Annotated in this window: 17 protein-coding genes and 1 pseudogene; 9 read left to right on the forward strand and 9 right to left on the reverse strand. The window is 43.0% G+C overall.

What is annotated here, in order from left to right:
• The first annotated feature begins 64 nt into the window (after positions 1–64).
• From FW759_RS08330 to FW759_RS08340, 3 genes and pseudogenes are all read left to right on the forward strand, one after another.
• Positions 65–1230, forward strand: a pseudogene (locus tag FW759_RS08330) (IS3 family transposase).
• Positions 1231–1338: 108 nt separating this feature from the next.
• On the forward strand, positions 1339–1674 hold the full coding sequence (locus tag FW759_RS08335; RefSeq protein ID WP_443567306.1) for a hypothetical protein: 336 nt from the start codon (positions 1339–1341) through the stop codon (positions 1672–1674).
• Between the two features lie 508 nt (positions 1675–2182).
• Positions 2183–3679: a SulP family inorganic anion transporter gene (locus FW759_RS08340; protein ID WP_446442701.1), complete on the forward strand. Its 1497-nt coding sequence runs from the start codon at positions 2183–2185 to the stop codon at positions 3677–3679.
• A gap of 70 nt (positions 3680–3749) precedes the next feature.
• On the opposite strand, the gene rpoD is transcribed toward FW759_RS08340, so the two are convergent.
• The 3 genes from rpoD to FW759_RS08355 all read right to left on the reverse strand — a co-directional run bounded on the left by rpoD (position 3750) and on the right by FW759_RS08355 (position 9670).
• A complete protein-coding gene (rpoD, locus tag FW759_RS08345) occupies positions 3750–5672 on the reverse strand; it encodes an RNA polymerase sigma factor RpoD (RefSeq protein WP_062844357.1) in 1923 nt (640 codons plus the stop codon).
• A 484-nt stretch (positions 5673–6156) separates the two neighbouring features.
• On the reverse strand, positions 6157–8295 hold the full coding sequence (locus FW759_RS08350) for a DNA primase (RefSeq protein WP_446442702.1): 2139 nt from the start codon (positions 8293–8295) through the stop codon (positions 6157–6159).
• Positions 8296–8452: 157 nt separating this feature from the next.
• Positions 8453–9670, reverse strand: coding sequence for an outer membrane protein assembly factor BamD (locus FW759_RS08355; RefSeq protein WP_062844359.1), 1218 nt, complete (start codon positions 9668–9670; stop codon positions 8453–8455).
• Between the two features lie 838 nt (positions 9671–10508).
• Here FW759_RS08355 and FW759_RS08360 point away from each other — a divergent pair.
• Together FW759_RS08360 and FW759_RS08365 are read left to right on the forward strand one after the other, a co-directional pair.
• Complete coding sequence (locus tag FW759_RS08360; RefSeq protein ID WP_446442703.1) at positions 10509–11696, forward strand: RluA family pseudouridine synthase; 1188 nt, start codon at positions 10509–10511, stop codon at positions 11694–11696.
• A 106-nt stretch (positions 11697–11802) separates the two neighbouring features.
• A complete protein-coding gene (locus FW759_RS08365) occupies positions 11803–12711 on the forward strand; it encodes a polyphenol oxidase family protein (protein WP_446442704.1) in 909 nt (302 codons plus the stop codon).
• Between the two features lie 130 nt (positions 12712–12841).
• On the opposite strand, the gene FW759_RS08370 is transcribed toward FW759_RS08365, so the two are convergent.
• The gene (locus FW759_RS08370; RefSeq protein ID WP_446442705.1) at positions 12842–14104 is read right to left on the reverse strand and encodes a YeeE/YedE family protein; all 1263 of its coding nucleotides are present in this window, start codon (positions 14102–14104) and stop codon (positions 12842–12844) included.
• Between the two features lie 424 nt (positions 14105–14528).
• Between FW759_RS08370 and FW759_RS08375 the strand changes: the two genes are divergently transcribed.
• The gene (locus FW759_RS08375; RefSeq protein WP_095568567.1) at positions 14529–15146 is read left to right on the forward strand and encodes a flavodoxin family protein; all 618 of its coding nucleotides are present in this window, start codon (positions 14529–14531) and stop codon (positions 15144–15146) included.
• Between the two features lie 335 nt (positions 15147–15481).
• Here FW759_RS08375 and FW759_RS08380 read toward each other — a convergent pair whose 3' ends face one another.
• Genes FW759_RS08380 through tolQ form a run of 4 tightly spaced genes read right to left on the reverse strand, consistent with a single transcriptional unit; the run spans position 15482 to position 19070 of the window.
• On the reverse strand, positions 15482–16789 hold the full coding sequence (locus FW759_RS08380) for a translocation protein TolB (RefSeq protein ID WP_446442706.1): 1308 nt from the start codon (positions 16787–16789) through the stop codon (positions 15482–15484).
• 44 nt (positions 16790–16833) lie between these two features.
• Positions 16834–17832, reverse strand: a complete 999-nt coding sequence (locus FW759_RS08385) for an energy transducer TonB (protein WP_446442707.1) — start codon at positions 17830–17832, stop codon at positions 16834–16836.
• Positions 17833–17892: 60 nt separating this feature from the next.
• The gene (gene tolR, locus FW759_RS08390; protein ID WP_062844365.1) at positions 17893–18351 is read right to left on the reverse strand and encodes a protein TolR; all 459 of its coding nucleotides are present in this window, start codon (positions 18349–18351) and stop codon (positions 17893–17895) included.
• The gene (tolQ, locus tag FW759_RS08395) at positions 18348–19070 is read right to left on the reverse strand and encodes a protein TolQ (protein ID WP_446442708.1); all 723 of its coding nucleotides are present in this window, start codon (positions 19068–19070) and stop codon (positions 18348–18350) included. The genes tolR and tolQ overlap by 4 nt, the downstream gene beginning before the upstream one ends.
• A gap of 585 nt (positions 19071–19655) precedes the next feature.
• Between tolQ and FW759_RS08400 the strand changes: the two genes are divergently transcribed.
• From FW759_RS08400 to FW759_RS08410, 3 genes are all read left to right on the forward strand, one after another.
• Entirely contained in the window at positions 19656–20951 is a 1296-nt protein-coding gene (locus FW759_RS08400; protein ID WP_095568562.1) for an NCS2 family permease, read from the forward strand.
• Between the two features lie 713 nt (positions 20952–21664).
• Complete coding sequence (putA, locus tag FW759_RS08405; RefSeq protein ID WP_446442709.1) at positions 21665–24931, forward strand: bifunctional proline dehydrogenase/L-glutamate gamma-semialdehyde dehydrogenase PutA; 3267 nt, start codon at positions 21665–21667, stop codon at positions 24929–24931.
• A gap of 11 nt (positions 24932–24942) precedes the next feature.
• The gene (locus tag FW759_RS08410; RefSeq protein ID WP_062844369.1) at positions 24943–25635 is read left to right on the forward strand and encodes a hypothetical protein; all 693 of its coding nucleotides are present in this window, start codon (positions 24943–24945) and stop codon (positions 25633–25635) included.
• A 165-nt stretch (positions 25636–25800) separates the two neighbouring features.
• Here the strand turns inward: FW759_RS08410 and FW759_RS08415 are convergent, their stop codons facing one another.
• The gene (locus FW759_RS08415; RefSeq protein WP_095568559.1) at positions 25801–26973 is read right to left on the reverse strand and encodes a cupin domain-containing protein; all 1173 of its coding nucleotides are present in this window, start codon (positions 26971–26973) and stop codon (positions 25801–25803) included.
• Between the last annotated feature and the right edge of the window lie 11 nt (positions 26974–26984).

A 26984-nucleotide genomic window follows, 5' to 3' on the forward strand; every position in this document is an offset into this window, starting at 1 on the left:
GAGCTATGCTGAAGAAACCGTAGAGATAAACTTGGTAAACTAGCGACTCGATGAGGAGTTTACCATGACCAAGAAAATCAGAACTTACAGCACAGAATTTAAAGCAGAAGCCGTTAAGAAGATAGCAGACAACAACGGTAATGTTTCAGCCACTGCCAAGCAACTTGGTATAGCGATGCAAACCTTATCAAACTGGCAGAACAAAGCCAATCAAGGCAAGCTTTTAGGAACTGAGCAGTATGACCCTGAGCTTATGGCAGCTATTCAGGAAATAAAGCAGCTCAAACGGCAGCTTAAAGTGGCTGAAGAGGAACGAGAGATTCTAAAAAAGGCCACCGCGTATTTTGCAAAGCACAGCTAGTAAGGTACGCCTTTATAAAAGCTAATAGACAGGTCTTTAGTATCATCTCTATGTGCCGTGTACTAAGTATTAAGCCGTCAAGCTACTACGACTGGATAAATCGTGAGATGAGTGAACAGCAGATACACCATAATCACTGTGAGATATTAGTTAAAGCGGCTCACAGTGAAACTAAAGAACGTTATGGTGTTGATCGACTGCATGCAAAGCTAATAGAGCAAGGCCATGACATTAGCTTATACATGGTCAGACGTATTAAAGAAGAATATGGAATCAAATGCCGTCGTCACAAACGTTTTAAAGTCACCACCAACTCCAACCATAACAGGCTTGTCTATCCAAACGTGCTGGATCAGCAATTTGATGCTAAGCGACCCAATTAGTCTTGGGTCAGTGACATCACTTATATTTGGACTGCTGAGGGTTGGCTATACTTAGCAGGTGTTAAAGATCTCTACACCAAAGAGCTTGTTGGATATGCCATAAGTAAGCGCATGACCGCCGATTTAGTCTGTCGTGCATTGAATATGGCAATTAAGAATAAAGCTCCAAGCCAAGGGCTGATTGTACATTCTGATAGAGGCAGCCAGTATTGCAGTCATGCCTATCAAAAAATTATCAAGCAGCATTATTTTAAATGCTCAATGAGTGGTAAAGGTAATTGCTTTGATAGTGCGCCAATAGAGAGTTTCTGGGGCATAGTGAAGAATGAGCTTGTATATCATCAAGAGTATAAAACAAGGTTTACAGCGACCAACGAGATCACACAATATATAGAGCTGTATTACAACCAAACTAGGATTCAAAAGGGTTTAGGCTATAGATCACCAAGGCAGGTGTGGTTTGACTTTTATCGTCAGGCTGCGTAACTAAAATCTCCCAAGTTTGTTTATACGGATTTGACAGCAGGGGTCATTATCTTTACGGTTGATATAACCGTAAAGATAATATTATGAAAATAAAGGAGTAAATGTTTAATGTCTAATTTAATCATTCCAATTCAAGTTGATTACGGCGCTGAGGAGTATATTTGGTATAGCTCGTTTACTAATATAACAGATCTCATTGAATGGTGGGAGAATGTCCCTTCTATAGATATTTTAAATTATGACCCACAGCAGCTCATTAATGATGGTACAGTGAGATTTATACCTGCAAATTCAGAAATTGATTTTGGAGTACACTACTCCCCGGAAAAAGGGCCAAGAATCATGATGGACAATGATTATTCTTCATACCTCTATTATGCTGGTAAGCAGTATCAACATAAGGGACATAAAATTTATAGGAACGAGCACTATATAATTAAATGAGAGTGAGTCATGCTTAAATTTGTTTGTCGATGCTGTCGAAGGATAAGCCCATCAAAGTCTATCGCTCACAAACAAAATAGGATTTTATAAATCGAACGCATCTATGTTAGAATGCCTGCAAATATTATTTTATACACTCAAAGAAGCTACCTACCACAAAGATGAATACGCCACCCTAGTTGACCCTCTCCTCAGTAAACATTGCTCTCAGCAGCAATGACTCTTATAAAGCGTCTGACGCTTTTTCTTATGCATACGCATGGCTTTTATGTTTGTCTCATCATTCGATGTTTCTATTGCATTGTTAAGATCAAATGAATCATCAAGCTCAAACCACGAAAAGTAAGTTATGACAACAACTGACTAACGATGACAGTTCACATTTTTATACTTATTACTTGATGGGAATCATGCTCAGATAAAAATGTGTCAGACTGTTTGGCTCAGATACTTTCAAAATATTTCGTGTATTGGCAAACTAAAGCTGCGCTCAAAAACTGAGCTCAAAATGTTAAATACAATTAAAGAACACTGGCTAGGCAACGTGAGAGGCGATGTCTTGGCTGGCATGGTAGTGGCTTTGGCCCTTATTCCTGAAGCAATTGCTTTTTCTATTATTGCTGGTGTAGATCCCCAAGTAGGTCTCTACGCTTCATTCTGTATCGCTGTGGTGATTTCATTCGTTGGTGGACGTCCAGCCATGATTTCTGCGGCAACGGGTGCCATGGCGCTGTTAATGGTCACATTGGTCAAAGAGCACGGTTTGCAATATTTGCTAGCAGCCAGTGTATTGACAGGCGTCATACAGATTATCTTTGGCTTTTTAAAGCTCGGTAATTTGATGAAATATGTTTCTCAATCTGTTGTCCTTGGTTTTATCAATGCGCTGGCTATTTTGATATTTATGTCGCAGATTCCTGAGTTGATGCCGCAAGCAGGCTCAAATTTGGTACACGTCTATGGTCTGGTAGCATTAGGTCTAGTGATTATTTATGGCTATCCCTACATTCCCAAAATTGGCAAAGTGATTCCATCGCCGCTCATCAGTATTGTACTGGTGACCGCAATCGCTATTTTGTTTGGAGCAGAGGCGCGTACCATCAATGATATGGGACAGCTTCCTGATACTTTGCCTTTATTTTTGATACCAGATATTCCGCTAAACCTAAATACCTTATTAGTCATTTTTCCATATTCTATTAGTTTGGCGATCGTCGGTTTGCTTGAGTCTATGATGACCATGACCATCGTTGATGATTTGACCGATACCAAAGGGGATCGTACCCAAGAGTGTAAAGGTCAAGGTATCGCAAATATCGTTAGCGGGTTTTTTGGTGGCATGGCAGGCTGTGCAATGATTGGGCAGTCTATTATTAATGTAAAATCTGGCGGCTATACACGGCTGTCTACCTTGGTTGCAGGTGTGTTTTTATTACTCATGGTCGTGTTTTTGAGTGACTGGCTAAAGCTGATTCCAATGGCAGCATTGGTTGCTGTGATGATCATGGTGTCAATTGGTACGTTTAATTGGGGCTCTTTTAAAGAGCTGAAAACCAAGCCGCTACAAAGTAATCTTGTGATGATTACGACAGTTGCTGTGGTAGTCGCCACTCATAACTTAGCGTATGGAGTACTCATTGGGGTATTACTATCAGCGTTGTTTTTCGCCAACAAAATCGAGCGTTATATGAGTGTGCATACCTATATGGATGCTGCAGGTAATCGTCATTATCACGTTGACGGTCAAGTATTCTTCTCATCAGCAGAGCGTATGACGGAATCCTTCGATATCAAAGAGTCTGTCTCCAAAGTCATTATTGACGTATCACGAGCACATTTTTGGGATGTGACGGCAGTTGCTGCGATTGATAAAGTCATCATCAAATTTCGCCGTGAAGGCACCGAGGTTGAACTAATGGGTCTAAACGAAGCGAGCCAAACGATGATAGAGCGTTTTGGTATTCATGATAAACCCGATGCTGAAAAAAACTTAGGGGTTCATTAATAGCCTGGATTAACACACACAAAAAAGCCGAGATAAACTCGGCTTTTTTTATACTTAGCTGACTAGAGGCTTAGTCATTTTCAAGGAAAGAGCGCAAGTGCTCAGAACGTGATGGATGACGCAGTTTACGCAATGCTTTTGCCTCAATCTGACGAATACGTTCACGCGTCACGTCAAACTGTTTACCGACTTCTTCAAGCGTGTGGTCGGTTGGCATATCGATACCAAAACGCATTTTAAGCACACGTGCTTCACGCTCAGTTAGGTTGCCCAGTACGTCACGAGTTGCTTCACGCAGACCAGCAGACGTCGCATCATCGACAGGACTTGAAATCGTGCCATCTTCAATGAAGTCACCTAAGTGTGAATCTTCATCATCACCAATTGGCGTCTCCATTGAAATAGGCTCTTTGGCAATTTTTAACACTTTACGGACTTTGACTTCGTCCATCTCTAAGCGTTCGCCTAATTCCTCAGGCGTCGGCTCACGACCCATTTCTTGTAGCAACTGACGTGAGACGCGGTTAATCTTGTTGATGGTCTCAATCATATGTACAGGGATACGAATGGTACGGGCTTGGTCAGCGATAGAACGGGTGATTGCCTGACGAATCCACCACGTGGCATACGTTGAGAATTTATAACCACGACGATATTCAAACTTATCGACCGCTTTCATCAAACCAATATTACCTTCTTGAATCAAATCCAAGAACTGCAAACCACGGTTGGTATACTTTTTGGCGATAGAGATAACGAGACGTAGGTTGGCTTCGACCATTTCTTTTTTGGCACGGCGAGCTTTTGCTTCACCGACGGCCATACGACGCGCCACGTCTTTCATGTCGTGAATTTTCATGTCGAGCTGCTGCTCATAATCACGGATACGACGTTGTAATAAAATAACGTCATCAGTGACTTTTTCTAGTGTACCAGCAAATGCAGGTTTGCCCTTGATGCGCTCAATAAGCCAATCGACGTTGGTTTCGTTACTTGGGAAAGTCTTACGGAACTCTTCACGCGGCATACGACCACGGCGAATAACCAAACGCATGATTTGGCGCTCAAGCTTACGCACGTCATCATAAACATCATGCATGATGGCCATGACTTGATCTGACAAGCGGTTGTTCAGCTTTAACATCATAAAACGTTCAGCGAGTAGGGCATAAGCGTCATCTGCTTGTACACTACCACGACCGTAGTCTAATAAGGCTTGTTTGGCTTTGATGAATAAATGCTCGATTTCTTCTAGACGTAAGCGGACTTCTTCTGGATCAAGACCACTGGTTTCTTCTTCGGCTTCTTCTTCAACGTCGTCTTCATCTTCGTCATCATCATCTAATGCTAGTGCCTTGGCATTGGCTTTTGCTTTGATGATTGGCGGGTTTTCTTTTTCTTCTTTGATTCGCTCTCGCTCTTCTTTTGCTGCTTCTTTGGCTTCTTGGGCAGCAATCTTGTCTTCTTCGGTTTCAGGATCTAAAAAACCAGTAATGACGTCAGAAAGCTTTTTCTCACCATCTTGCACTTTTTGATATTCGTCAAGGACGAACTGCACAGTACCTGGCCAATAAGCCATAGCATGCTGTACATCACGAATACCTTCTTCGATACGCTTAGCAATGGAGATCTCACCTTCACGGGTAAGTAGATCAACAGTACCCATTTCACGCATATACATACGCACAGGATCAGTGGTACGACCGGGCTCAGTCTCAACAGACGCCAATACGGCTGCTGCTTCATCCGCTGCCATATCATCATCACTTGAATCATCGTTCATCAAGATATCATCGGCATCGGGTGCTGATTCAAAGATTTTAATACCAACGTCAGTTAGCATTTGCACAATATCTTCGATCTGATCGCTTTCGGTAATAGAGTCGGGCAGTTGGTCATTCACCTCAGCATAGGTGAGATACCCCTGCTCTTTGCCCATCTGGATTAAGGTGGCCAGTTGAGATGTGGACTTAGAAACTGACTTATCGTTCATAAATACTCGCTTACTTGCATCGGACATTTTTATATTGTGACTCGCTATCGCTTGTTGGGTGCGTTGATCTTATCAATCGATTGATCAAAATGGGGCGTAGAGGTTGTCAATAATATCAAAAATGAGTTGATATGAATAAAGGCTCAAAACACTACAATAACACTGCTGAAAAACAGCTAAACATTCAAAAAGGCTTCAAACACTGAGGCCTAAAAAACAGATACCTAAAAAATGTGTGCTTAACGAGGCGTGCGTATCATCACTCACTAAGCAATGCTACAAATACACAGCGACACAGTTTAACACAGACCAGCGCGGTCAAGCACGAGGTAGTGATATCTACCCACTATTTTTTACTGATTATTTGCCATCAGCGAAACGATTAATAGGCTTCACATGCTACTGGGCATAATCATTAATAGTGGGGGCAGCCACGATACTTTTAAAGGGCAACCTTTTGAGAAATAAAAATTAAGCGTAGGCGCTAAGATTGAACGGTGACCATCTGCGCCGATTGTTCGGCTTGTTGGGCGCGCAACCAGTCATTCAATAACTGCGACTGCTTACGAACAATTGCCAGTTTGATATGGTCTGGATTTTTTATCAGCTCTTGCATCTTTTTTTGTAAATGTAATTTGAGCAACTGCATGACCAAGTTTTCAACCAGCTCATCTAGGCTCAATACATTTCTTGCGGTCAATGTTTTATAAAATCCACCCCAACCACGGCTAAGCGTTTCTTGCGTGAGCGGCTTTAGATTGGATAAGATAAAGTGCGCCGCTGCATTGGCATCTTTTGGCAAGTAATTGAGACAGCGTTTGATGGTGCTGACGATATCAAGCAAGGCGCTGTCTTGTAAGTCCTCCCAAGCCACAGGACGCAAAACGTCAGGCGATGCTTTTTGTTGGATATGGGGAGGCAAATGCAAACTGTTGATACCAGCACGCTGCCAAATGATTTCTATAGGGTCATCAATAAGCGTGCGCGGTTGAAACAAAAAACAAAGTTGCAGCTGCTGACTGATGGTCATGTCACCATCAAAATCTAACAGCGCATCTTTGGCCTCGACATTTTGACTACGTTTGCCGCCCAGTTTTTGATAAATATCATTATTAAGCAGATAGCGAAAGCTACTGCCTTTGGGTAAGGCCGTCGTTAACGAACGAACTTGAGACATCAGTTTGGCTTTGCCTTCAGCCAAGGTTAAGTCATAACGCTCACTCAAATAAGCAAAAATATACTGAGATAAGGGCATGGCATTGGCAATTTGCTCGCGCATGGCATCGCCCCCCTGACTTTTAATAAAAGTGTCAGGGTCATGGTTGTTTGGTAAAGTTAAAAACCGCAACTCTTTATCATCAGCCAATACAGGCAAAGCCACTTCAAGCGTACGCCAAGCTGCTTTTTGTCCCGCACTATCACCATCGAAACTTAGGGTCAAAGTTGGGTTCAACGTTAACAATCGAGATATCTGACTCTCATTAATCGCCGTACCCATTGATGCGACTGCGCCATAAATACCCGCTTGATAGAGGGCAATGACATCCATATAGCCTTCGACCACAAGCCAACTGTCAGCACGTTGCTGGCGTGACTCATAATAGCCGTATAGCACATGCTGCTTGTGAAAAACGGGTGAATCTGAGGAGTTGATATATTTGGGTTTTACTTCATTGTCGAGTGCTCGACCACCAAAGCCAATAGTGCGACCTTGATTGTCCCGAATAGGAAAAATCACACGATCACGCAATAAGTCGTAATCTCGTCCAGATTCTGATTGGCGAACCAAACCTAATGCTTTTAATCCTTCAATATCTTGTGGAAATTGATGCTCAAGATGCTGCCAGCCAAAAGGGGCATACCCCAAACCGAACGTCTCAAATATGTCTTCTGTGATACCACGTGATAAAAAATAGTGCTTGGCATGAGGATGAGTCGTAAGATTGAGCTGATAAAACTGCTGTATTTGCTCGAGTAGCTCATACAAGTTACCGTCTGCATCAGCAGAATGATCCATACTGTGCAGATCTGTGATGGCGTCAGCGTCTGTCAGCCACGAAGGTGGATAACCACTACCGCTGTCACTGCTGCTTTGATAATCTGAGCCGTAGCCCTCAGATGAATAAGGCGCTGAGTCATAAACGTCTAATGGCGGATAATTGTCATAATGACCATCATCGTAAATGACAGAGTCTGAATACGACGGAGCGCTATTGTCTTGATTTTGACCAACAGGCGTAGGATTGTCTGATTGAGTAGCTGTTGGTGCTTGAGATGTCGGTTTGACAGTGGACTGTTTGGTGCGTTGATAGCTAACATTTTGCTGTTCTTCTTTTGGCACCTCGATGCCCGTTTGCTTTGACAGCTCATTGACGGCTTCAATAAACGTTAAGCTTTCATAGTCTCGCAAAAAACTGATAGCGTTACCACCAACCCCGCAACCAAAACAGTGATAAATGTTTTTTTGTGGATTGACATAAAAAGAAGGCGACTTTTCACCATGAAAAGGGCAGCAGCCTTTATATTCGTTGCCCGCTCTTTTGAGCGTGGTATGACGTCCAATGATACTGATTAAGTCAGCTTGGCTATTTAATTGTTCGAGAATATGGTTAGGAATGCTCATACAAAAAATAGTTTACCATAGGTCAATTAGGTTAAGACACAGCCGATAAATCAGTCATAGCAAAATATCGAGGGCAGAAAAATAAGGCCAACATAATGTTGACCTTATTATTTATGACACGCAGTAGACAGCATGGCGCTGCCTAAAGAAATCGGACTTAATTCATGCCTGCATCAGTGTCCGATGGTGTCAGCATAATACCGTCGCGCTCAGACTCAGGTAGAGTTGTGCGGCGTGTTGGGTTGATGTTTTGCGGATCAACGTTTGCTTCTCTAGCAGTAGAGCTTGTGCTTGATTGACTAGTGACGCGTTCTGTTGATGCTTCTGGCAATCCTAACCCAATATTGACACCATTGCTATTTGTAGAAGATGTGAAAGAACCCGCTATCGGTGCATTAGCTGGTGCAGCATTATCACTAGGCAGTCTCAATTGATTGGCGTTGCGAATCATTTGGAGTTTGGTGGCACCATTATATTGACCAGTGGCAGCAGAAGCATCTGTTGTACTTGAGCGACCAAGCTTTCCAAAGGTTATTTTGTTGAGCCACGTGCTGTCACGTTTGGTTTTTAATTTGACACGGCCATCATTGGTCAACCAATTGGGATAATTGATTTGTAATAGGGTTTTATACTCGTTTGCCAAATCAGTCAGACCCAATTTGCCATGGCTATAAGCAAGAACGGCAATGGCTTCTGGCGTAGATTCACTGAGTGGATAATATTGGAACACCCATTTGGCACGGTTCACAGCAGCGACATAGGCTTCACGTTCGATATACCAATTGGCAGCGCTCATCTCACTTTCAGCAAACTGATTGTAAATAAAGGTCATACGCTGAGCAGCATCTGGTGCATAAGGGCTGTTCGGGTATTTATTAATAAGCTCTTGGAAATTGGCAAAAGCAATACGCAAATAGGCGGTATCGCGCTCTGCTTGATTTAACTTAAACAGCTTTAAACCTTCTGATGAGCCTTCCATATTGGCCACGCCGCGTACATAGTAGGCGTAGCTGACTTGTGGATTAGATGGGTATAGACGAATGAATTGTTCAGCACTGGATGCGGCCATTTCAAACTCACCGCTGGCATACTGTGCATACATCATATCGAGTAGGGCTTGCTCGGCGTACTGTCCAGTAGGGTAAAAAGTACGCAAATTGGTCAAGTCTTCGATGGCTTGATTGTAGCGGTTTTTATCGATCTGAGCGATGGCATCATTATAATAGTTTTGCTCTGATTTTTCGGCAGTTTCTACTGCATCGACGTCTTTTTTACCAGTCAGGTTTTTGAAAGTCTGACAACCCACAAGGTTTACGCTAAGCGCAAGTAAGGTTATTGAGGACAGTTTGATAAACGTATTGCCAACAGCTTGCATACTTCTTCTCCGACACAAGACGCACAATAGCAGCGCCATTATGCTATATAAAAGGTTAATAATAAAAAACGATGCTTATGGCATCAGTTAACTGTCTACTATTGAGTATGCTTATGATCAAGCGAACTCATTAAGAATATGATCTTCATCGAATGCGGTTTTGCTATGGTTAATAACTTGTGCATTAGATCAAAATCTTATTTTACGCTAATAAAATACGATTATTTTAAGATACAGTGCCATAGCATACAGCAAAATATGGCTATACTTTATAGAATAACGCTGGCCTCGTCTATTTTTTCACCATCTAATTATAGCGGCATGATGTCAAATATCCATAAATCTTTAGTACTGAGGCATTTTAACATCACTCAGATAAGCCAGAGCAATTTTTTGACCACACTATACTAATACAGTTACATGGGAATTCATCTGCCCACAAATACGATAGCTTTTGAGGTCGCTCGATCTGCGCTCTGATTATAGCCTAGCATTTTAACATGAGCGGCCATTATGAGCGATCTCCAATGTCACTGGCATCGCTAAATATACAGTAAATTACAGCAATGTCATATTCTAGAGAGTTACTAATTGATGCTCGGCAAGGTGATGGACCATCAAAAAAAGACAGATAAAACAGTGCGTCTATAGGGCTTAAGCGCTTGGCATGATACACTATCGCCATATTGCTTCAGCTTTTTTTGACGATGATTCTTTTTAAGATACATCAGTAATCAATGAGCGGTCGTCTGTTTTTTATAAAACTCCCTTTAATGTTGCTATTTCAAGCCATGTTAGGAAGTTTACCCTATACAAATCTTCTATGAATAATGATGCTATGACTACCCATTTACCACCGAATCAGTCGCTAGATACTGATTCATCAGCACAAGAGTCACCAATGCCAAATAACGTTTTAAAAAATGACGAGCCTGACAATCAAGAAATGATTGATGAGAACACTGATGCTCTTGATAATGACGACTTGCTCGAAGAAGACAGCGATATTGATGATGGCGATGATGAGGTCCCTGTTGCTGGTCAAGCCATACCAGTGGTGGTAGATATGACACACATTGTCACCGAAGATCAGTCTGGCCTGCGCATTGATAAAGTCGCTTCACAGGTGTTTTCAGACTTCTCGCGTGTGCAAGTACAAGGTTGGATAACTGACGGAAGCTTGCTCTATAACGGCAGTGTGCAACGACCAAAAGTTCGTGTCAAAGCCGATGATGTTCTACATCTATCAACGACGTTGCAGCAGCATAGTGAAGATCAGCCAGAAGACATCGATATCGATGTTGTTTATGAGGATGACGACGTACTGGTGATTAACAAACCTGTTGGTATGGTCGTTCATCCGGGCGCTGGCAATCAGACGGGTACTTTGGTCAATGCGCTTTTATACCATTATCCGCAGCAACATCATCTGCCGCGCGCAGGTTTGGTACATCGTATTGACAAAGACACATCAGGGCTTTTGCTGATTGGCAAAACCAAACCCGCTCAGATGGCTTTGATGGAGCAGCTAAAAGACAAATCGGTCTATCGCCATTATCAATGTGTGGTGGCAGGGGATGCAGCAAGCTTACTTCGTCACAGGCGTATTGATGCACCGATTGGTCGTCATCGCACTCAGCGTACCAAAATGACGGTGATGACCGCTGGGCGTGAGGCAGTGACGCATTTGTTGAATGTCACACCGCTCAATGAAAACTACTGTTTATTAGATGTGGGACTAGAGACAGGGCGTACGCATCAGATTCGTGTACATCTCAGTCATATTACGTATCCGCTAGTAGGGGATCGTGTTTATGGTGGGCGTCGCCAACTGCGTTCGGGTCTATCAGAAGCTCAGCGTCAAGCGATTAGTAACTTTCCACGTCAAGCCTTGCATGCCTATACATTAGGATTTGTTCATCCAACGACAGGCGAAGACGTTGAAGTTACAACACCATTACCTGAAGACATGCAGCAGTTAATAGCAGTGTTAAGCAATGGCTATGACGACGAATACGACAAATAAGCAAGTATTTATAAATGCTTGTGATAGCTGGTAAAGAGTTAATGACCGCCGGCGACATAATCACCATATACGAATAATAACAACCCATGAATACGGTACATCAGCCATGATTAATACGTTTCCCATGACATTGCTGGCGCAGGTTGATGATGTGGCGGTTTTTCAAACGTCTGCTTTTTCTAGCGATGATACTCCCCATATTGAGGCGCTTGGTTCAAAGAAAGAGCAAGCTGAAGAAAAAAGTAGGGCTGATTATGGTGAGCTAAATCTAGGGTTGCATGTCAAGGATGAGGCGACAAGTGTATTAAATAATCGTATGCGTCTATTGGCTGCCATCAATGAGCAAATGACAGATATATCTTTCAAGAATGAGCTGTGCACTCAAGTCAAAAGCTTGCACTGGGTCAGTCAAGTTCATGGCAAGCACATTTACGATGTTGATGCTACTGCACTAGGTATGGAGCCAATGCCCGCTGATGCGATAATTAGTCAACAGCAGGGTCTTGGTCTTGCCATAATGACGGCTGATTGTGTTCCCATCGTTTTATATCAACCAGCAAGTGGTCAGATTGCAGCAATTCATGCAGGCTGGCAAGGGTTGGCATGCGGCGTTATTCAAGCAACGGTTCAGCGTTTTAGAGAGTCTGGACCGATAAGTGCTTGGATTGGTGTTTGTATCAGTCAAAAAAACTATGAGGTTGGTCGTCAAGTTCGTGACCAATTATTAGCAGGCTGCGTAGAAACTCAGTCATTAACGGCTTCTGACATTAAGAATTTTGACCAGCGGTACGTTGTTAATAGCGAGGCAGACAGTGCTAATAAGCTCAAACTTGATCTACCAAAGCTGGCTGCCGGTCAATTAAAGGCGACTGGTGTAACGTTAGTTGATGGGTTGCCGGAGCATTGTAGTTACGCTGATAATCGATATTACTCCTATCGTCGTCAGACGCATTTGAATCAGCCTGCTACAGGGCGTATGGCGCTAGTGATTGTTCGTGGCCTTTCTGCGTTTTGATAAAAGCTATTTATTAATAGAAGCGATGTAAGGATGGCTATTCGTTTGTAGCATTTATAATGTTAATCGTCCAAAAAAATAGCAGACTTAATATAAGTCTGCTATTTTTTATTTATAAATTATTGATTTTTTAGCATACAGAATCATTAGATTTTGGTACAGATAGCCCAAACAATGGGCGCATATATAAGGCTAAAAAAGTCCCTGCCATTGCCATGATACCCCAAATATAACCATGAGCACTAAAAGAGGCAATACCACCAAAATAGGCACCGATATTACAGCCAAAAGCCAGACGCGCGCCATAACCCATCATCAACCCGCCAATCACAGAGGCTGCAAAATTACCTAGAGTAATCTGAGTAAATTTGAATAAACCTCCTGCTGCCGAGGCAATAAAAGCACCGATGATAATACCGATATTCATGACCGTGGTCGAATCAGCAAAGATTGAAGCATTTAGCGCAGCGGCATTGGTTCCTTGCCAATAGCCCCAGCTTGCAACATCAACGCCAAAGTTGCTTGCAATTTTAGAGCCCCATAATGCAAATGCAGAGGTGATACCCCATGGCTGACCACGCGTGATTAATGTTAGCGCATTCAGTATGGCTAAGACGATTGCTGCTGCAAATAATGGCCATGAGCCGCGAAAAATGCGTCTCCAACCTTTTTCAGTCGGCACGGGTGCCATTTTCGGTGCTTTGGTTTTTTTCTCAACAATAAGCGTGACCCATGCAATCAGAGCAAATAGTGCCAACGATACTATCCAAGCACCACTATAGCCAAGACCTGTGGACGTCGCTAAAGAAAAAGGGGCAAAGGAGGGCATCTCTTCTGTCCAAAACGGCAGATGATAAGCGCCAACAGTTGCGCCAATGACGAAAAAGATAAAGGTGATAAACATTACTGAACGCCCACCGCCAACAGCGTAGAGCGTCCCAGAAGCACAGCCTCCGCCCAGCTGCATACCAATACCGAATACAAAAGAGCCGACGAGTAAACTGACGCCCACGGGTGATACATAACCTGCGACCGAGCCGCCAAAAAGGGTTGTACCATAGGCAAGAATAGGAGCAAATAGACTGACGGCAACCGCTAACATCAGCATATGAGAACGCATTGCTTGTCCATTACCCACTGACATCAGACGTCTAAATGCAGAAGTAAAACCAAAACGCGCATGAAACAGAGTATAGCCAAGCAATAAGCCGATAATAAAAAGTAAGGGCTGAGCCATAGGCTGGGTGCCAAATAGATAAATCAGCATAACAAAGCTAGCAAGTGCGCCGCCTACTACCAGTAGCTTCTGCGGGTCATTTAGTGCCAAGGTCCCTCTAGTAATAGGATTTAGTGTGTCATTTACGGGTTGAACTTTCGTTGTTGTAATAGCCAAAAGAGTACATCCTTCTCTGATATATGTTTTCAGAGTTTGTTATTTAAATAGTTTTTTGGAATATTTAAGTAGTATATTCGCGAATAGTTGAATAAGCACCCTATGATAAACCCGTTTTTTAAAAGCGTGACAAGAAGAGGAAGAATTTATATATTCTTTAATGGAATATATAATATTGTAATGGCTGATTAATGATTGATAGTAATACAGCGAATTTATCTTTTTCCTTACCGCTCATTTATTAAGAATAGTTATATTGTTAGGACACTGATTAAGTTCTTATAAATATAGCAAATAAGATCAGGTTGAATTTACGAAAGCTTGCCTCATATTAGCTAAATAAATGAGATATCTATAACATACATTTTTAGTATCCTAAAAACAGACTCTTAGTCTGTTCAATTAATCCATAATTAGAGTTTGTATGAATACATCTGTCGAATCGCCTTTAACCTCCACATCCACTGATAACGTACCCAACGTTTCTATTGCCGTGATTTTTCATAGTAACTATGGGCACACCAAGCGTGTTGCTGAGGCTATTGTCAAAGGGGCGCACCAGCAATTACCAGAATCACAGGCCAAAGTTGTCGATGTTCATGATGTCGATTGGGATTATTTGGATCAAGCAGACTTGTTGGTGTTTGGTAGCGCTGTCTATATGGGTAGCGTGACGGCTGAATTTAAGACCTTTATGGATGAAACCTCAAAGCGTTGGTATCATCGGGTATGGGAAGGTAAGTGGGCAGCAGCCTTTGCCAACTCTGGTGGGCTAAGTGGCGACAAATTGGCAGTATTGCAGCAGATTTCTTTATATGCGATGCAGCATGGCATGAATTGGATTGGGTTGCCCTTGATGCCAACGGGTCATGAAGCTCATGATTTAAACCGTCTGTCCAGCTTCTTGGGGTTAATGACACAATCTTTGGATGGACCGCCAGAAGAAACGCCAGGGCCTGGCGATATTGATACGGCTATTTGGTTCGGTGACCATTTAGCAAAAACCATTATCAAACATCAGCCCGCTTCTGTAAAACCTTGAGATAAGGTGATAGGTTGCCCTTAAAATAGTTCAATAAAAAAACAGATGCCAGATTGGTATCTGTTTTTTTGCTTTACTGGGTATGGTTTTGTAAAGCAAGAGGTGCGGTGACGGGTATGGGACTATCAACAAATTGAAACGATTGACAACCTGTGATTAGCAATACCGAGGTCAATAAACAGCTTAGCGTTAAGGATTTCATAAAGGTATCTCAGAAAGCAATCAAGGATAAAAAGATACTGGTTATTACAAGTAATATTATAAAAAGCGCCTCGTATAACGTTAGGCGCTTTTTATGTTTCATACTTTACATTAATAGAGCGAAGCCGATCATCTTATTTGGGACTAGATGACCATACTGGTGAGCGGATGACGCCTTGTCCTGACTTACCGAATGCTTCACCACCATTCAGTGACTTGATGGTCAGCACACCTTTACCGCCTTGCTTTGATGCATATACCACGCGTTTACCGTTTGGAGAAAAGCTTGGTGCTTCATCGATACCTGTGTTCCCCAGATTAGCAGTAACCGCGCCATTGTTATTCATGATGGCAGCTGATCGTCCACTCAAAAAAGCAATTTGTGAGCCATCGCTACTATATTGCGGACTGGTAGCATAACCGCTATTAGATACTTTAGTCGTGCGACCTGAGCCAAACTCATAACGATAAATTTGTGGCTTATTAAAGCCAGCTCGATCACTGACAAAGACGAAAGATTTACCATCGGGTGCATAGCTTGGTTGCACTTCGCTACTAGGCCAATTGGTAAGTCTTCTAGGCTGACCGCCACTGGCACTCATCTCATAAATATGAGCGCTGCCTTCAAAGCTACTTGAAAATAGTATCTTACTACCATCAGGAGAAAATGAAGGGCTTAAATTGCTACCTGCAAAAGGCGTTAACGCACTTGCGCCGCCGCCACTGACATTTTGTACATAAATAACAGGGTATGATTTATCACGCTGTACAGAGTAGGCGATACGACTGCCATCTGGTGACCATGTTGGTGAAAAGATTGAGCCTGCAACTTCTGTGATAGTTTTGGCGTTTTCGCCATCTGCATCTATGACCTTTAGGCGTGAGACTTTCTCTTTCCCAGCGCCAATCTCTTCAATATAGGCGATACGCCCTGAAAAATCGCCTGGAATACCTGTGATAAGTTCATACACTTTATCGGAGATAACATGTCCAGCATAACGTAGGCTTTCTCTATTATTATCAGCCGTCAAGCTTTGTTTGCCTTCGATGACCCGACCAGATTTAACGTCAATCACTTCATAATCGGTCACTATCTTGCCACGATTACTGCGTGTAGTGCCAACCACTAGGTAAGGAATCCCCATACTTTGCCAAACAGGCAATGTGCCTGCCAGCTCGCCACTACTGTGCGGCTGCTGTGGTAGGTTTTGGCTCGTGACTTTTAGCTCAGTCTTACTCAAGTCATTTAAGACAATAGGTGATAAAACCGAATCGCCAGCGAAGGGCACAAAAGCCACTTGGTTTTGTTGTCTTGGGGCAGTAGTGGAAACGTCGATTTCTATAGGAGCAGCAGTAGACGAATAGATAGGTACAAACAATAGAGGTGTAAATAATAATATGTTTGAAATACTACGAACAGTAGATAAGGTCAGTTGTTTCATAAAAGATTCTCTGAAAAGAAAGTTATTAGATGATTTTTAATATACTACTGAACGGTAACATTAATGATAAGATCTGCAAAACTCGCAGCGTTGTCAAAATCTATAGGTAACGGGCTGGCAGCAAATGCCGCATCTTCTGCCGCTTTATTGACTTTTGGATTAGACCCATTGGCGTCGGCAGAGAGTACGTTGCCTCTTGAGTCCAATTTGAGCCTCACTCTAGCAGTTAACCCTTGGGTCTCTGTTGGTGCTTTAAGATTTCGCTCAATTTTATCAGCAATAGCACTTTTTACATCACCCATAGAACGACCGCCACCTCTGTTACTAGCTTGATTAGAGGTCGATTCAGAAGCAGTCGATTCACCATCTTTGGATAAACTATAATTTTGACCTGCGCTATTAGAGCTACCAGTGTTAATTTCTATGTTTCTATCACCTGCAACTGGGCGCGTAATCTTAGGCTGACTGTTTTGTTTTATGCGATAATCGCTGAGCCTTTCTTGCTCTTCTGCACGCTGCTCTCGTTTATTTTGCTCAATTTGACTGTGTTCTTCGGCCACTGAGTCGTCCAACTGCGCTGCCCATTCAGCCATCCGGCGTTCATAGTCTTGGTTTTGCTCAAACAGGCGCTGTTGCTGATCTTCACTCATGAGCATTGGCTGGCTGCTAGAGTCGTCAGAGCGTGTAAAAACAGGTACGCGCTGAGAACTGGTTTGATTTGGGTTCTGTGCACTAGCACTACCGTCAAACGTTTCTGTCTGCGTCATACCGCTTGCGCTGCTTTCAGCCTGCATGGCACTGGCCGCGGCCGCCCGATTGGCCAAGATTTGTCCTTGCATCTCAGCAAGCTGTTCAGGCGATACCATGACAGTCTCAATACTACCAGCCGTTTCTACCTCAGCATGTTGATAATTATAAATAAGCACACCAATCACAAGTGCATGTGCCACCAAACTGAGTAGCGTCGGCAAGGTAAGACCATTGCCTTCAGGTTGAGTTGGTACATAAACGATAGGAGCATTATGCATGGTAGAGATACTCAAAAACGAGGTTCGTCAAATGATCAGTTTTATTATAGCAAGTTGGGCTAAGAATAGACGTCATTATAATGAAGGTGCGGGCAAGGGCGCCCCTGTTAACAGACCAACTTTTTGGATACCTGCTTGTTGTAAGGTCGCCATTAGGGTCATGATGGCACCATACTGATTGTTTTGATCCGCATTAATCATGACTTGCAAAGGTTGCGCCCCAGCATCGGCACTTTGATTTTGTAGATTGGATAGGGTGTCAATCAACTCCGGCTCGCTAATTGGCAAATCAATATTGTTTTCATAACTGATAAAAATCTCACCGCTATCGGTCAATGAGACAATAACCGGTAGCTGACTTTGGCTCATGGTATTGGTTTGCTCTTTTGGCAAGTCAACATCGACGCCCGTGATCAGCATAGGTGCTGTCACCATAAATATCACAAGTAGCACGAGCATTACGTCAATATAAGGAACAACGTTCATCTCCGCGTTGAGTGCTTTTTTCTCACGGCGATATGGGCTTTGTCTCATAACCCTGTCACCTGACTCGCAGTAGCCTGATGGTCTCTATCAGTGATACTTTCTGCACTGGTCTCACGCTGGAGCATGCCCGTCATCTCATCGCAAAACAATGCGCGTGAGTCGTACAGTTGGCTCGATTTGGCCGTAAAATGGTTGTAAGCCAGTACCGCAGGAATAGCAGCAAACAGTCCCATAGCAGTCGCGATTAACGCTTCAGCGATACCAGGCGCCACAGATGATAACGTGGCTTGCTCAGTTTGAGACAGTCCTAAAAACGCATTCATGATACCCCAAACCGTACCAAATAGACCAATATAAGGGGCCACTGATCCAATACTTGCTAGCGTGGTTAATCCTGACTCTAGTAATTGCTGCTGACGCCCTAAACCGACCCGCAGCTTGCGCTCAACGCCATCAATGATGTCATCCTTAGGTTGGCGCTTTTTATGCATTCTTAAATATTCAGAAAATCCCACATAGAAGATTTGCTCAAGCCCTTGACGTTCAGGAGAGCCTTGGACACCTTGATACAGTTTGGCCAAATCTTCACCCGACCAAAACCACGTCTCAAACTGCTGATCGAAGTTTTTGGCAGTCCCAAGCCGTGCACTCATACGAAAAATAATTACCCAGCTGAGTAAGGAAGCCAATAACAATAACGCCATTACTATCTGTACCAAAAGACTGGCTTGAGTAATAAGGTCAATAATATTTAAAGATTCAGGCATGTATGAGACTCATGAATAATTGATAATGACTGGCAGGGCGCAGCACGCAAACCAAGTTAGACCATCTAATAAAACATAGAATATGACACCAAAAATGCACTTTGATTTTGCACATTGCTATCAACCGCTTAGTGTACTGGTAAATGTACAAAAGGTCATTTATTAAAGTGTTAAATACTCAATAATATGAATTTAGCCTATTCCAATCGTGACCCATCGTTAGCTCATATCTTTCTATTGAAAGTAGGAATATAGCGTTGTACAGGTACAAGATTTTTTATTTACTTTGTGATTTATAAGTTGAAGAGATAAAAAACTATGAGTACGGCACTATGATTTTTGAGGCATAAGGATTTTATTATAATATTGAAACCTTGTTCAGTCATTGCTCACTTGGACGTCAGAGAATCAGATTTGTACCCATAAGACACGGGTAATGATTGAATTTGTACCGCAATTTCTCTAAAATGTTGCACTTTGTTACCGCTGCCTTTTGATTATGACGTCGCAATTTTTTGTTGACGTCATATTTATTTTTGGCACCAATAAATTTGTTCTTTCACTAGCAAGCTGGGCGCGACACTTATGAATGCAATTGAACGCTATTTTGGGATTAACGGTGAAAACACCACGGTCAAAACGGAAATTCTTGCTGGTATAACTACTTTTTTGACCATGGCATATATCATCTTTGTGAACCCTAACGTATTGGCTGAGGCTGGTATGGACAAAGGGGCGGTGTTTGTGGCCACCTGCCTGGCCGCAGCAATAGGCTGCTTTATCATGGGAATTTATGCTCGATTGCCTGTGGCATTGGCACCAGGTATGGGTTTGAATGCTTTTTTTACCTATGGTGTCGTACTGGGTATGGGGTATGCGTGGCAAACAGCACTAGGCGCTGTTTTCCTATCAGGTTGTTTGTTTATTATTTTAAGCTTATTTAAAATTCGTGAATGGATCATTAATGCCATTCCAACCAGTCTTAAGCAGGGCATTGTGGCAGGTATTGGTGCTTTCTTAGCATTTATTGCACTTCAAAGCTCAGGCATTATTGTTGGCCGTGATGCCACATTAGTCATGCTTGGTGATATGACCTCATTTGCGCCAATGATGGCAGCGTTGGGGTTCTTTATCATTATTGGCTTGGTCTATAAAAAGGTTCCAGGTGCGGTCACTATCGGGATTTTGATTGTTACTCTGATTAGCTTGCTGACAGGTCATACGCATTTCGCTGGCATTATATCTGCTCCGCCATCCATTACGCCGACTCTGTTAGAGCTTGATATTGCAGGCGCATTTGACGTTGGTATGATCAGCGTTATCTTTGCTTTTTTATTCGTTGATTTGTTTGATACCACAGGCAGCCTAGTAGGCATCGCCAGTAAAGCAGGTCTGATTGATAAAGACGGTAATATTCCCAACATGGACAAGGCCTTATTGGCTGACTCAACGGCGACGGTGGCAGGCGCGATGCTTGGTACGTCATCGACGACCAGCTATATCGAAAGTGCTTCTGGTGTGGCGTCTGGTGGACGTACCGGTCTTATGGCAGTGACGGTTGGCGTATTGTTTGTGCTGAGTATTTTCTTTGCACCTTTGGCGGGCATGATCCCAGCTTATGCAACGGCTGGCGCGATTTTTTATGTGTCAGTCTTGATGTTGTTTACGTTAAAAGACATCAACTGGGAAGATTTGACAGAAGCTGCTCCAGTAGCGGTCGTATTGTTATTGACGCCGCTCACATACTCTATTGCAGATGGTATCGCGCTTGGTTTCATTACTTTTACCGCCGTCAAGTTGATGACAGGTAAATTCTCTGAGATTACCATTCCTGTTTGGGTACTAACCGTTATCTTACTTGCTAAGCTAGTATTGCTATAGGCATCTGATAGTTAATTTATTACCTTGTATAACTATTTTGAGTCCCCTTTATTCTGAATGAATGAAGGGGATTTTTCTTTGCGTAACAGATAATCCAATGTTACCTTATAATCGCAAGTATTTGATTTAAAGAAATTAAATGTTAATAGTAAATAAAAATATATAACCAGAGCGTCATGCTGACTAAGGTGCTGATAATTGGTTGTTTTTCAGCATAATATGAATTTAGAAAAATAGTAAATAGTGTTAGTTTGAAAATTTTTTTCATGCTAATATGCCCAAGTTAAGCGCATCACCTCAATCAACGCCGTAGAGGTTTTTCTTACAGTGAATTAGCGTCAAATAAGATGACAGATTTAGACCTAGTCAAAGTGATAATTCATTATCTTTGTTTTGATTTAGCGATAAAACCATCTGCTCATCACACTCCTTTCACTACTAACAAGAAGAAGGCACTAATGTCGCTTAACTGTTTGTTGCCTTTGTATTGTTAATGTAGCCCGTTTAACACTCGAACGACCTACTTAACCATTTCCAGCCGATGCTGGATTTTCCCGTTTTGTAATGGCGCCGTTTGGTCTTTTGATTACCGCTGTGAGTATCATTACTAACCACTGTTTAAAGCAATAGTGGGCGTAGGCACTTAGGCGTCATAATCAGACCTCCTAAAGCATCATTTATTATGGTTTTTAAACGATAGTTATGGAGTTGTTATGAACCCAGTAGATCAGTTTACCCCGCAAGAACCAATTTTATTCAATCCTGTCGATTTACTATCGCCAGAATATATTACTCACTCATCAAAAGAGCTATATACGCGTATTTCGCCATTATATAGCGTGGATGAAACCAGCTGGTTGTCTAAATTACTGCCACTGGCTAAACCCAGTGATGAAGAACGTAATGCGGCGGCTGAGCAAACGCGTCAGCTGGTTGAGCACGTACGTAATGATGGCAAAGCGGTCAAAATGGTTGACTCGTTATTGCTCGAGTACAGTCTTGATACGCAAGAAGGTATCTTGCTTATGAGCTTGGCAGAAGCTTTGATTCGAGTACCAGACAATTACACGGCAGATGCACTTATTCATGACAAAATGAGTGTGGCTGACTGGAAAAAACACATCAAAAATGACAATGGTTTTATGGTCAATGCTTCTTCATGGGGCATGATGATGACAGGCCGTGTCGTCAGTATTGATAGCAATACCACAGCCTCAGGATTTTTGGATCGTATGACCAAAAAAATGGGTGAACCAGTCATTCGTAGTGCGATGCAAAAAGCCATGCGTATTATGGGACATCAGTTTGTATTGGGCGAGACAATCGAAAGCGCTAATAAAAACAGTCAGCCATATCGCAATAGAGGGTATACCTATTCGTTTGATATGTTAGGTGAAGCAGCGATCACCCATAGAGATGCTGAAAAGTATTTTAATGACTATCTGCATGCAATCAGAGCTACGGCTAATGTCAAAGTCAAAGAAGGCATGCCAAAGCCATCAGTGTCTATCAAATTATCAGCACTGCATCCTCGCTATGAAGCTACGCAAGAAGCGCAAGTCATGGGCTTATTGCGTCAACGTTGCTTGCTACTTATTGAAGCTGCGCGTGAAGTCAACGTCGATCTTAGTATTGATGCTGAAGAAGCGGACCGTCTTGAAATTTCATTAAAGTTATTTGAGTCTTTATACCGTGACAACTTAACCGCTGGCTGGGATGGTTTAGGTATTGTTGTTCAAGGATATTCTAAGCGTGCTATTTCTGTCTTAGTATGGCTGGCTCGTTTATCAGCAGAAGTGGGCGACCGCATTCCAGTACGTCTGGTCAAAGGTGCTTATTGGGATACTGAGATCAAACTGGCTCAGCAAAAAGGGCTGTCAGGCTATCCTGTTTGGACACGTAAAGAAGGCACAGATACGGCTTATCTTGCTTGCGCCCGCTTCTTATTGTCAGATCATCTGCGTGGTCTTATCTGGCCACAGTTTGCGACTCATAATGCGCACACGCTTGCGTCAATTATGACTATGAGTCAGCACAAAGAGTTTGAGTTCCAACGTCTACACGGTATGGGTGATGCGCTGTACGATCATATTTTACAAGCCTATCAAATCCCTGTCCGTATCTATGCGCCAGTTGGTGCACACAAGGACTTGCTACCATACCTAGTACGTCGCTTGCTTGAAAATGGCGCGAACAGCTCGTTTGTGCATCAGTTATTAGACAAGTCTTATCCTATTGATAAGCTTACTGTGCATCCTTATGACAAGCTGCTTGCCAATGCGACATTGCACAATCCAGATATCCCATTGCCATCAGAAATATATGGCTCACGCCGTGCAAGTTTTGGCCCTAACATATTTGTAGAGTCACAATGGCTACCATTTAAATCTGCTATCGATAGCCACTTGAATAAAACTTGGTCAGCAACATCTATCGTTAACGGTAAAGCCATTAACGAATATGAAGTAGATGGTACAAGCCAGAAGCTAAGTGTGCAGACCGTGCGTGCTCCTTGGAATCATGAAGTGAGCGCAGGGGAAGTAACCTACGCCAATGCAGAACTTGCTCGTCATGCCATTGATGTCGCAGTCGCTGGACAAAGTGTGTGGAAAAATGTGCCAGCTGTTGAACGTGCTGCCATATTACGCAAAACAGCTGATCTTTATGAAGAAAACTACGCTGAATTGATGGCGCTTTGTCAAGTTGAAGCTGGCAAAACCATGCAAGACAGTATTGATGAGATCAAAGAAGCGGTTGATTTCTGCCGTTTTTATGCTGATGAAGCCGAGCGTTTAGATGCAACAGCATATGAGTTCACAAATTTAAATGGACAACAGTCACGTCAAGTTTATAAAGCACGTGGTACTTTCGTTTGTATCAGTCCTTGGAACTTCCCATTGGCCATTTATACGGGTCAGATCGTGGCCGCTCTAGCAGCAGGCAACACGGTTGTGGCAAAACCTGCCGAACAGACCAGCTTGATCGCTCATTTCGGCGCACAACTGATGTATAAAGCGGGTATACCTGTAGAAGCTTTACAATTGGTCATCGGGGCAGGCGACGTTGGTGGTGCATTGACTGCTGCTGATAATATTGCTGGCGTTATCTTCACAGGCTCAACCCAAACGGCGCAACGCATCAATCAAAGTCTAAATGATCATGCCCAAGCCAGTGGTGAGCTGCCTGTATTTATCGCTGAGACTGGTGGTCAAAACGCCATGATCGTTGATTCGACAGCGCTACCAGAGCAAGTGGTTAGAGATGCAGTATTGTCTGCGTTTGGCTCAGCAGGTCAACGTTGTTCAGCTTGTCGCATCTTATGCGTACAAGAAGAGATGGCTGATGATTTGATTGAGCTGTTACAAGGTAATATGGCAGAGCTGTCAGTGGGTAATCCGCTATATGCAGCGACTGACGTAGGTCCAGTGATTGATGCCGATGCTAAGCAAGGTCTAGAAGCACACATTGAGCGTATGAATGCTGAACCAACAGCGCGTATTTTGGCTCAAACACCGATGAGTACCAGTTCAGTCGTCAGTCAAGAACAATCTACTTTTGTATTGCCAACAGCGATTGAAGTGAAAAGTATTGATGTGATTGGTGGCGAACACTTCGGGCCGATATTACATGTACTACGCTATCAAGCACGCGACTTAGATCAACTGATCGATGCCATTAACGCCACAGGATTTGGTTTGACTTTAGGTATTCACAGTCGTATCGAAAACAGCGCTGAGCATATCGAACGCCGTGCTTTTGTCGGTAATACCTATATCAACCGTAACCAAATTGGTGCCGTAGTAAATGTACAGCCATTCGGTGGCTGTGGTCTATCAGGCACAGGCCCTAAAGCCGGTGGTCCGCATTATGTGGCACGTCTGATGACACTAAGTACAGAATCATCAGTGAACCCTCAAGTGACTAAAAAAACAGCAGCTACAAATAGTACAAACTCAATCACTCAAACAGAACTCGTATAAGGAGTAGCAACATGGCGACTGAATTCAAAAAAAATCATGCCCAGGTTTGTGAATCCTGGCGACTACTTGGCGCAGTAAATCGCGCCACCTATCTACAATCGGCTGTTCCAAAACTGGCATTGCTGACGGGTGATGCCAATAAAGCAAAACGCTTATTCAATCACTTGTTAGAAGCTGCGCCGAGTTTGGATGAAGTGCATCGTATGGTTGGGGCTACTGGTGAGTCCAATGACCTATATGTGACTGCTCGTGGTAAAACCATGGTTATTGGCAGTGAATCTGCTAGAGCCATGGCGGTATTGGGACAGCTCATTGCGGCATTATTAACAGGTAATGAAGTTATTTTGCATTGTCCAAGCCAAGATGAGATGTGTAATGAAGCGGCAAAAATACTCTATGAAACGGGTATCAGTGATGATGTATTGAGCGTTGCAAACGACTCGCAAACGATCACGCTTTTACATATTGACCGTCTGGCACAAGTTGCGGTGTCTGGTAATGGTAGTGAGATACAAACCATCAGCCAAGAACTAGCCAAAACCGATGGTATCTTGACACAAGTGATTGCGGTCAGCGATATGGAAGGCTTATCAGAGATGCTAACGCCTGATTATCTGCACCGCTTCGTTACAGAACGAGTCAAGACGATCAATACGACTGCCATTGGTGGTAATGCCAGCTTACTTGAGCTTGGTACAGAATAGGGATTTTAATTAAAGATGAAGTGGCGTTTAGCTTTTATCGAAGATTAAGCGTCATTACCATCATATTAAAATTTAGCAAATAAAAACCGATGTCTGATCAGTATTCAGGCATCGGTTTTTTTTATGTTTCTGTAAGACATTCAAACAGAGCTGTCAGGTTAAAAATTACTCAGCAAAATCAATCCAAACCCAGCCGTTTTCCAACCATTCACTGAGATCGTCTGGGTCAACGCCCGTCACATCACTATGCTGTAAAGATTCACCATTAGCTAAACGGATAAGAACAGCCTTTGTCGCCTCATCAAGACCATCAATACGTTGGCCATTGGCATACAGTACTGTGTTATTACTGTCCTGAGTATAAAGCAGACGATTGCTATAATCTGCTTGTAGTGTCCCGCCTTCTAACAAGGCTTGCATCAATTCATCAGTGTCTAATGTTTCTTCTGGCATGAGCGCATCGTACTGACGTTTGCTCACCACTTCCGACACGGCTTGGCGGATAATGTGATCACCGCGCTCAGATTGGAGCAATTGTAATAATTGATTTTTGATCGCCTCAATACTTTGGGTTTGTAACGCACCTGAGGCTTGCATAGCCTGCGGAAGTAGCATAGGTACAAACAAATCGCTGTCGTTGGTAGCGATATCCGCCATACTATCAATGATCTGCATCAGATTTGGACGACGACAGCCAAAAGAAAACGTCAAACAGTCATCTTGAGCAACCCCAAAATGTGATAATTTCGGTGGTACATAAAGCACGTCACCTGCTTCTAATATTTCATCGAAAATAATCTCACCCATATCGTCAAAAAGTCTGATTGGTTCATCGGCGACGAATTCTGTGTTTTGGTCGCAGAATTTGCCCAATTGCCAACGGCGATGTCCGTAACCTTGTGCCAGAAAAACATCATAATCGTCATAATGTTTGCCCACTGAGCCACCCTTGGGTGCATAAGAAACCATGATGTCGTCGCGTTGCCATTGCGGGATGAAGTCAAATGCTTGCCATAACTGACCAAGCTCAGGCGACCACTGTTCAAGGTTTTGTACCAGTACCGTCCACTGCTTCGGTAGATTGTCAAAATCCAATTCAGTCAGAGGGCTTTTTTTTAGTTGCCACTGCGCTTGACCTTCTTTTTTAGTATTGGCTTGTGTCAGTAAGCGCGCTGAGGCTTCTTCTTCTATGGCAAGACCCAACATGTCTTCTGGTTCAAACATATCAATAAGCTGGGGTAAGCCTTGTTTGATTAGTAGCGGCTTTTTTTGCCAGTACTCGGCTAAAAACTGCTCAGGCGTAATGGATTCTGGCAAACAAAGGGGTATAGAAGTCATGGATAAATCCG

The organism is Psychrobacter sp. 1176_08 (genome assembly GCF_052850615.1).

Coding starts and splice junctions, on each gene's coding strand:
- FW759_RS08335 (WP_443567306.1), top strand. CDS start 1,339: ATGTCTAATTTAATCATTCCAATTCAAGTTGATTACGGCGCTGAGGAG.
- FW759_RS08340 (WP_446442701.1), top strand. CDS start 2,183: ATGTTAAATACAATTAAAGAACACTGGCTAGGCAACGTGAGAGGCGAT.
- rpoD (WP_062844357.1), bottom strand. CDS start 5,672: ATGAACGATAAGTCAGTTTCTAAGTCCACATCTCAACTGGCCACCTTA.
- FW759_RS08350 (WP_446442702.1), bottom strand. CDS start 8,295: ATGAGCATTCCTAACCATATTCTCGAACAATTAAATAGCCAAGCTGAC.
- FW759_RS08355 (WP_062844359.1), bottom strand. CDS start 9,670: ATGCAAGCTGTTGGCAATACGTTTATCAAACTGTCCTCAATAACCTTA.
- FW759_RS08360 (WP_446442703.1), top strand. CDS start 10,509: ATGACTACCCATTTACCACCGAATCAGTCGCTAGATACTGATTCATCA.
- FW759_RS08365 (WP_446442704.1), top strand. CDS start 11,803: ATGATTAATACGTTTCCCATGACATTGCTGGCGCAGGTTGATGATGTG.
- FW759_RS08375 (WP_095568567.1), top strand. CDS start 14,529: ATGAATACATCTGTCGAATCGCCTTTAACCTCCACATCCACTGATAAC.
- FW759_RS08380 (WP_446442706.1), bottom strand. CDS start 16,789: ATGAAACAACTGACCTTATCTACTGTTCGTAGTATTTCAAACATATTA.
- tolR (WP_062844365.1), bottom strand. CDS start 18,351: ATGAGACAAAGCCCATATCGCCGTGAGAAAAAAGCACTCAACGCGGAG.
- tolQ (WP_446442708.1), bottom strand. CDS start 19,070: ATGCCTGAATCTTTAAATATTATTGACCTTATTACTCAAGCCAGTCTT.
- FW759_RS08400 (WP_095568562.1), top strand. CDS start 19,656: ATGAATGCAATTGAACGCTATTTTGGGATTAACGGTGAAAACACCACG.
- putA (WP_446442709.1), top strand. CDS start 21,665: ATGAACCCAGTAGATCAGTTTACCCCGCAAGAACCAATTTTATTCAAT.
- FW759_RS08410 (WP_062844369.1), top strand. CDS start 24,943: ATGGCGACTGAATTCAAAAAAAATCATGCCCAGGTTTGTGAATCCTGG.
- FW759_RS08415 (WP_095568559.1), bottom strand. CDS start 26,973: ATGACTTCTATACCCCTTTGTTTGCCAGAATCCATTACGCCTGAGCAG.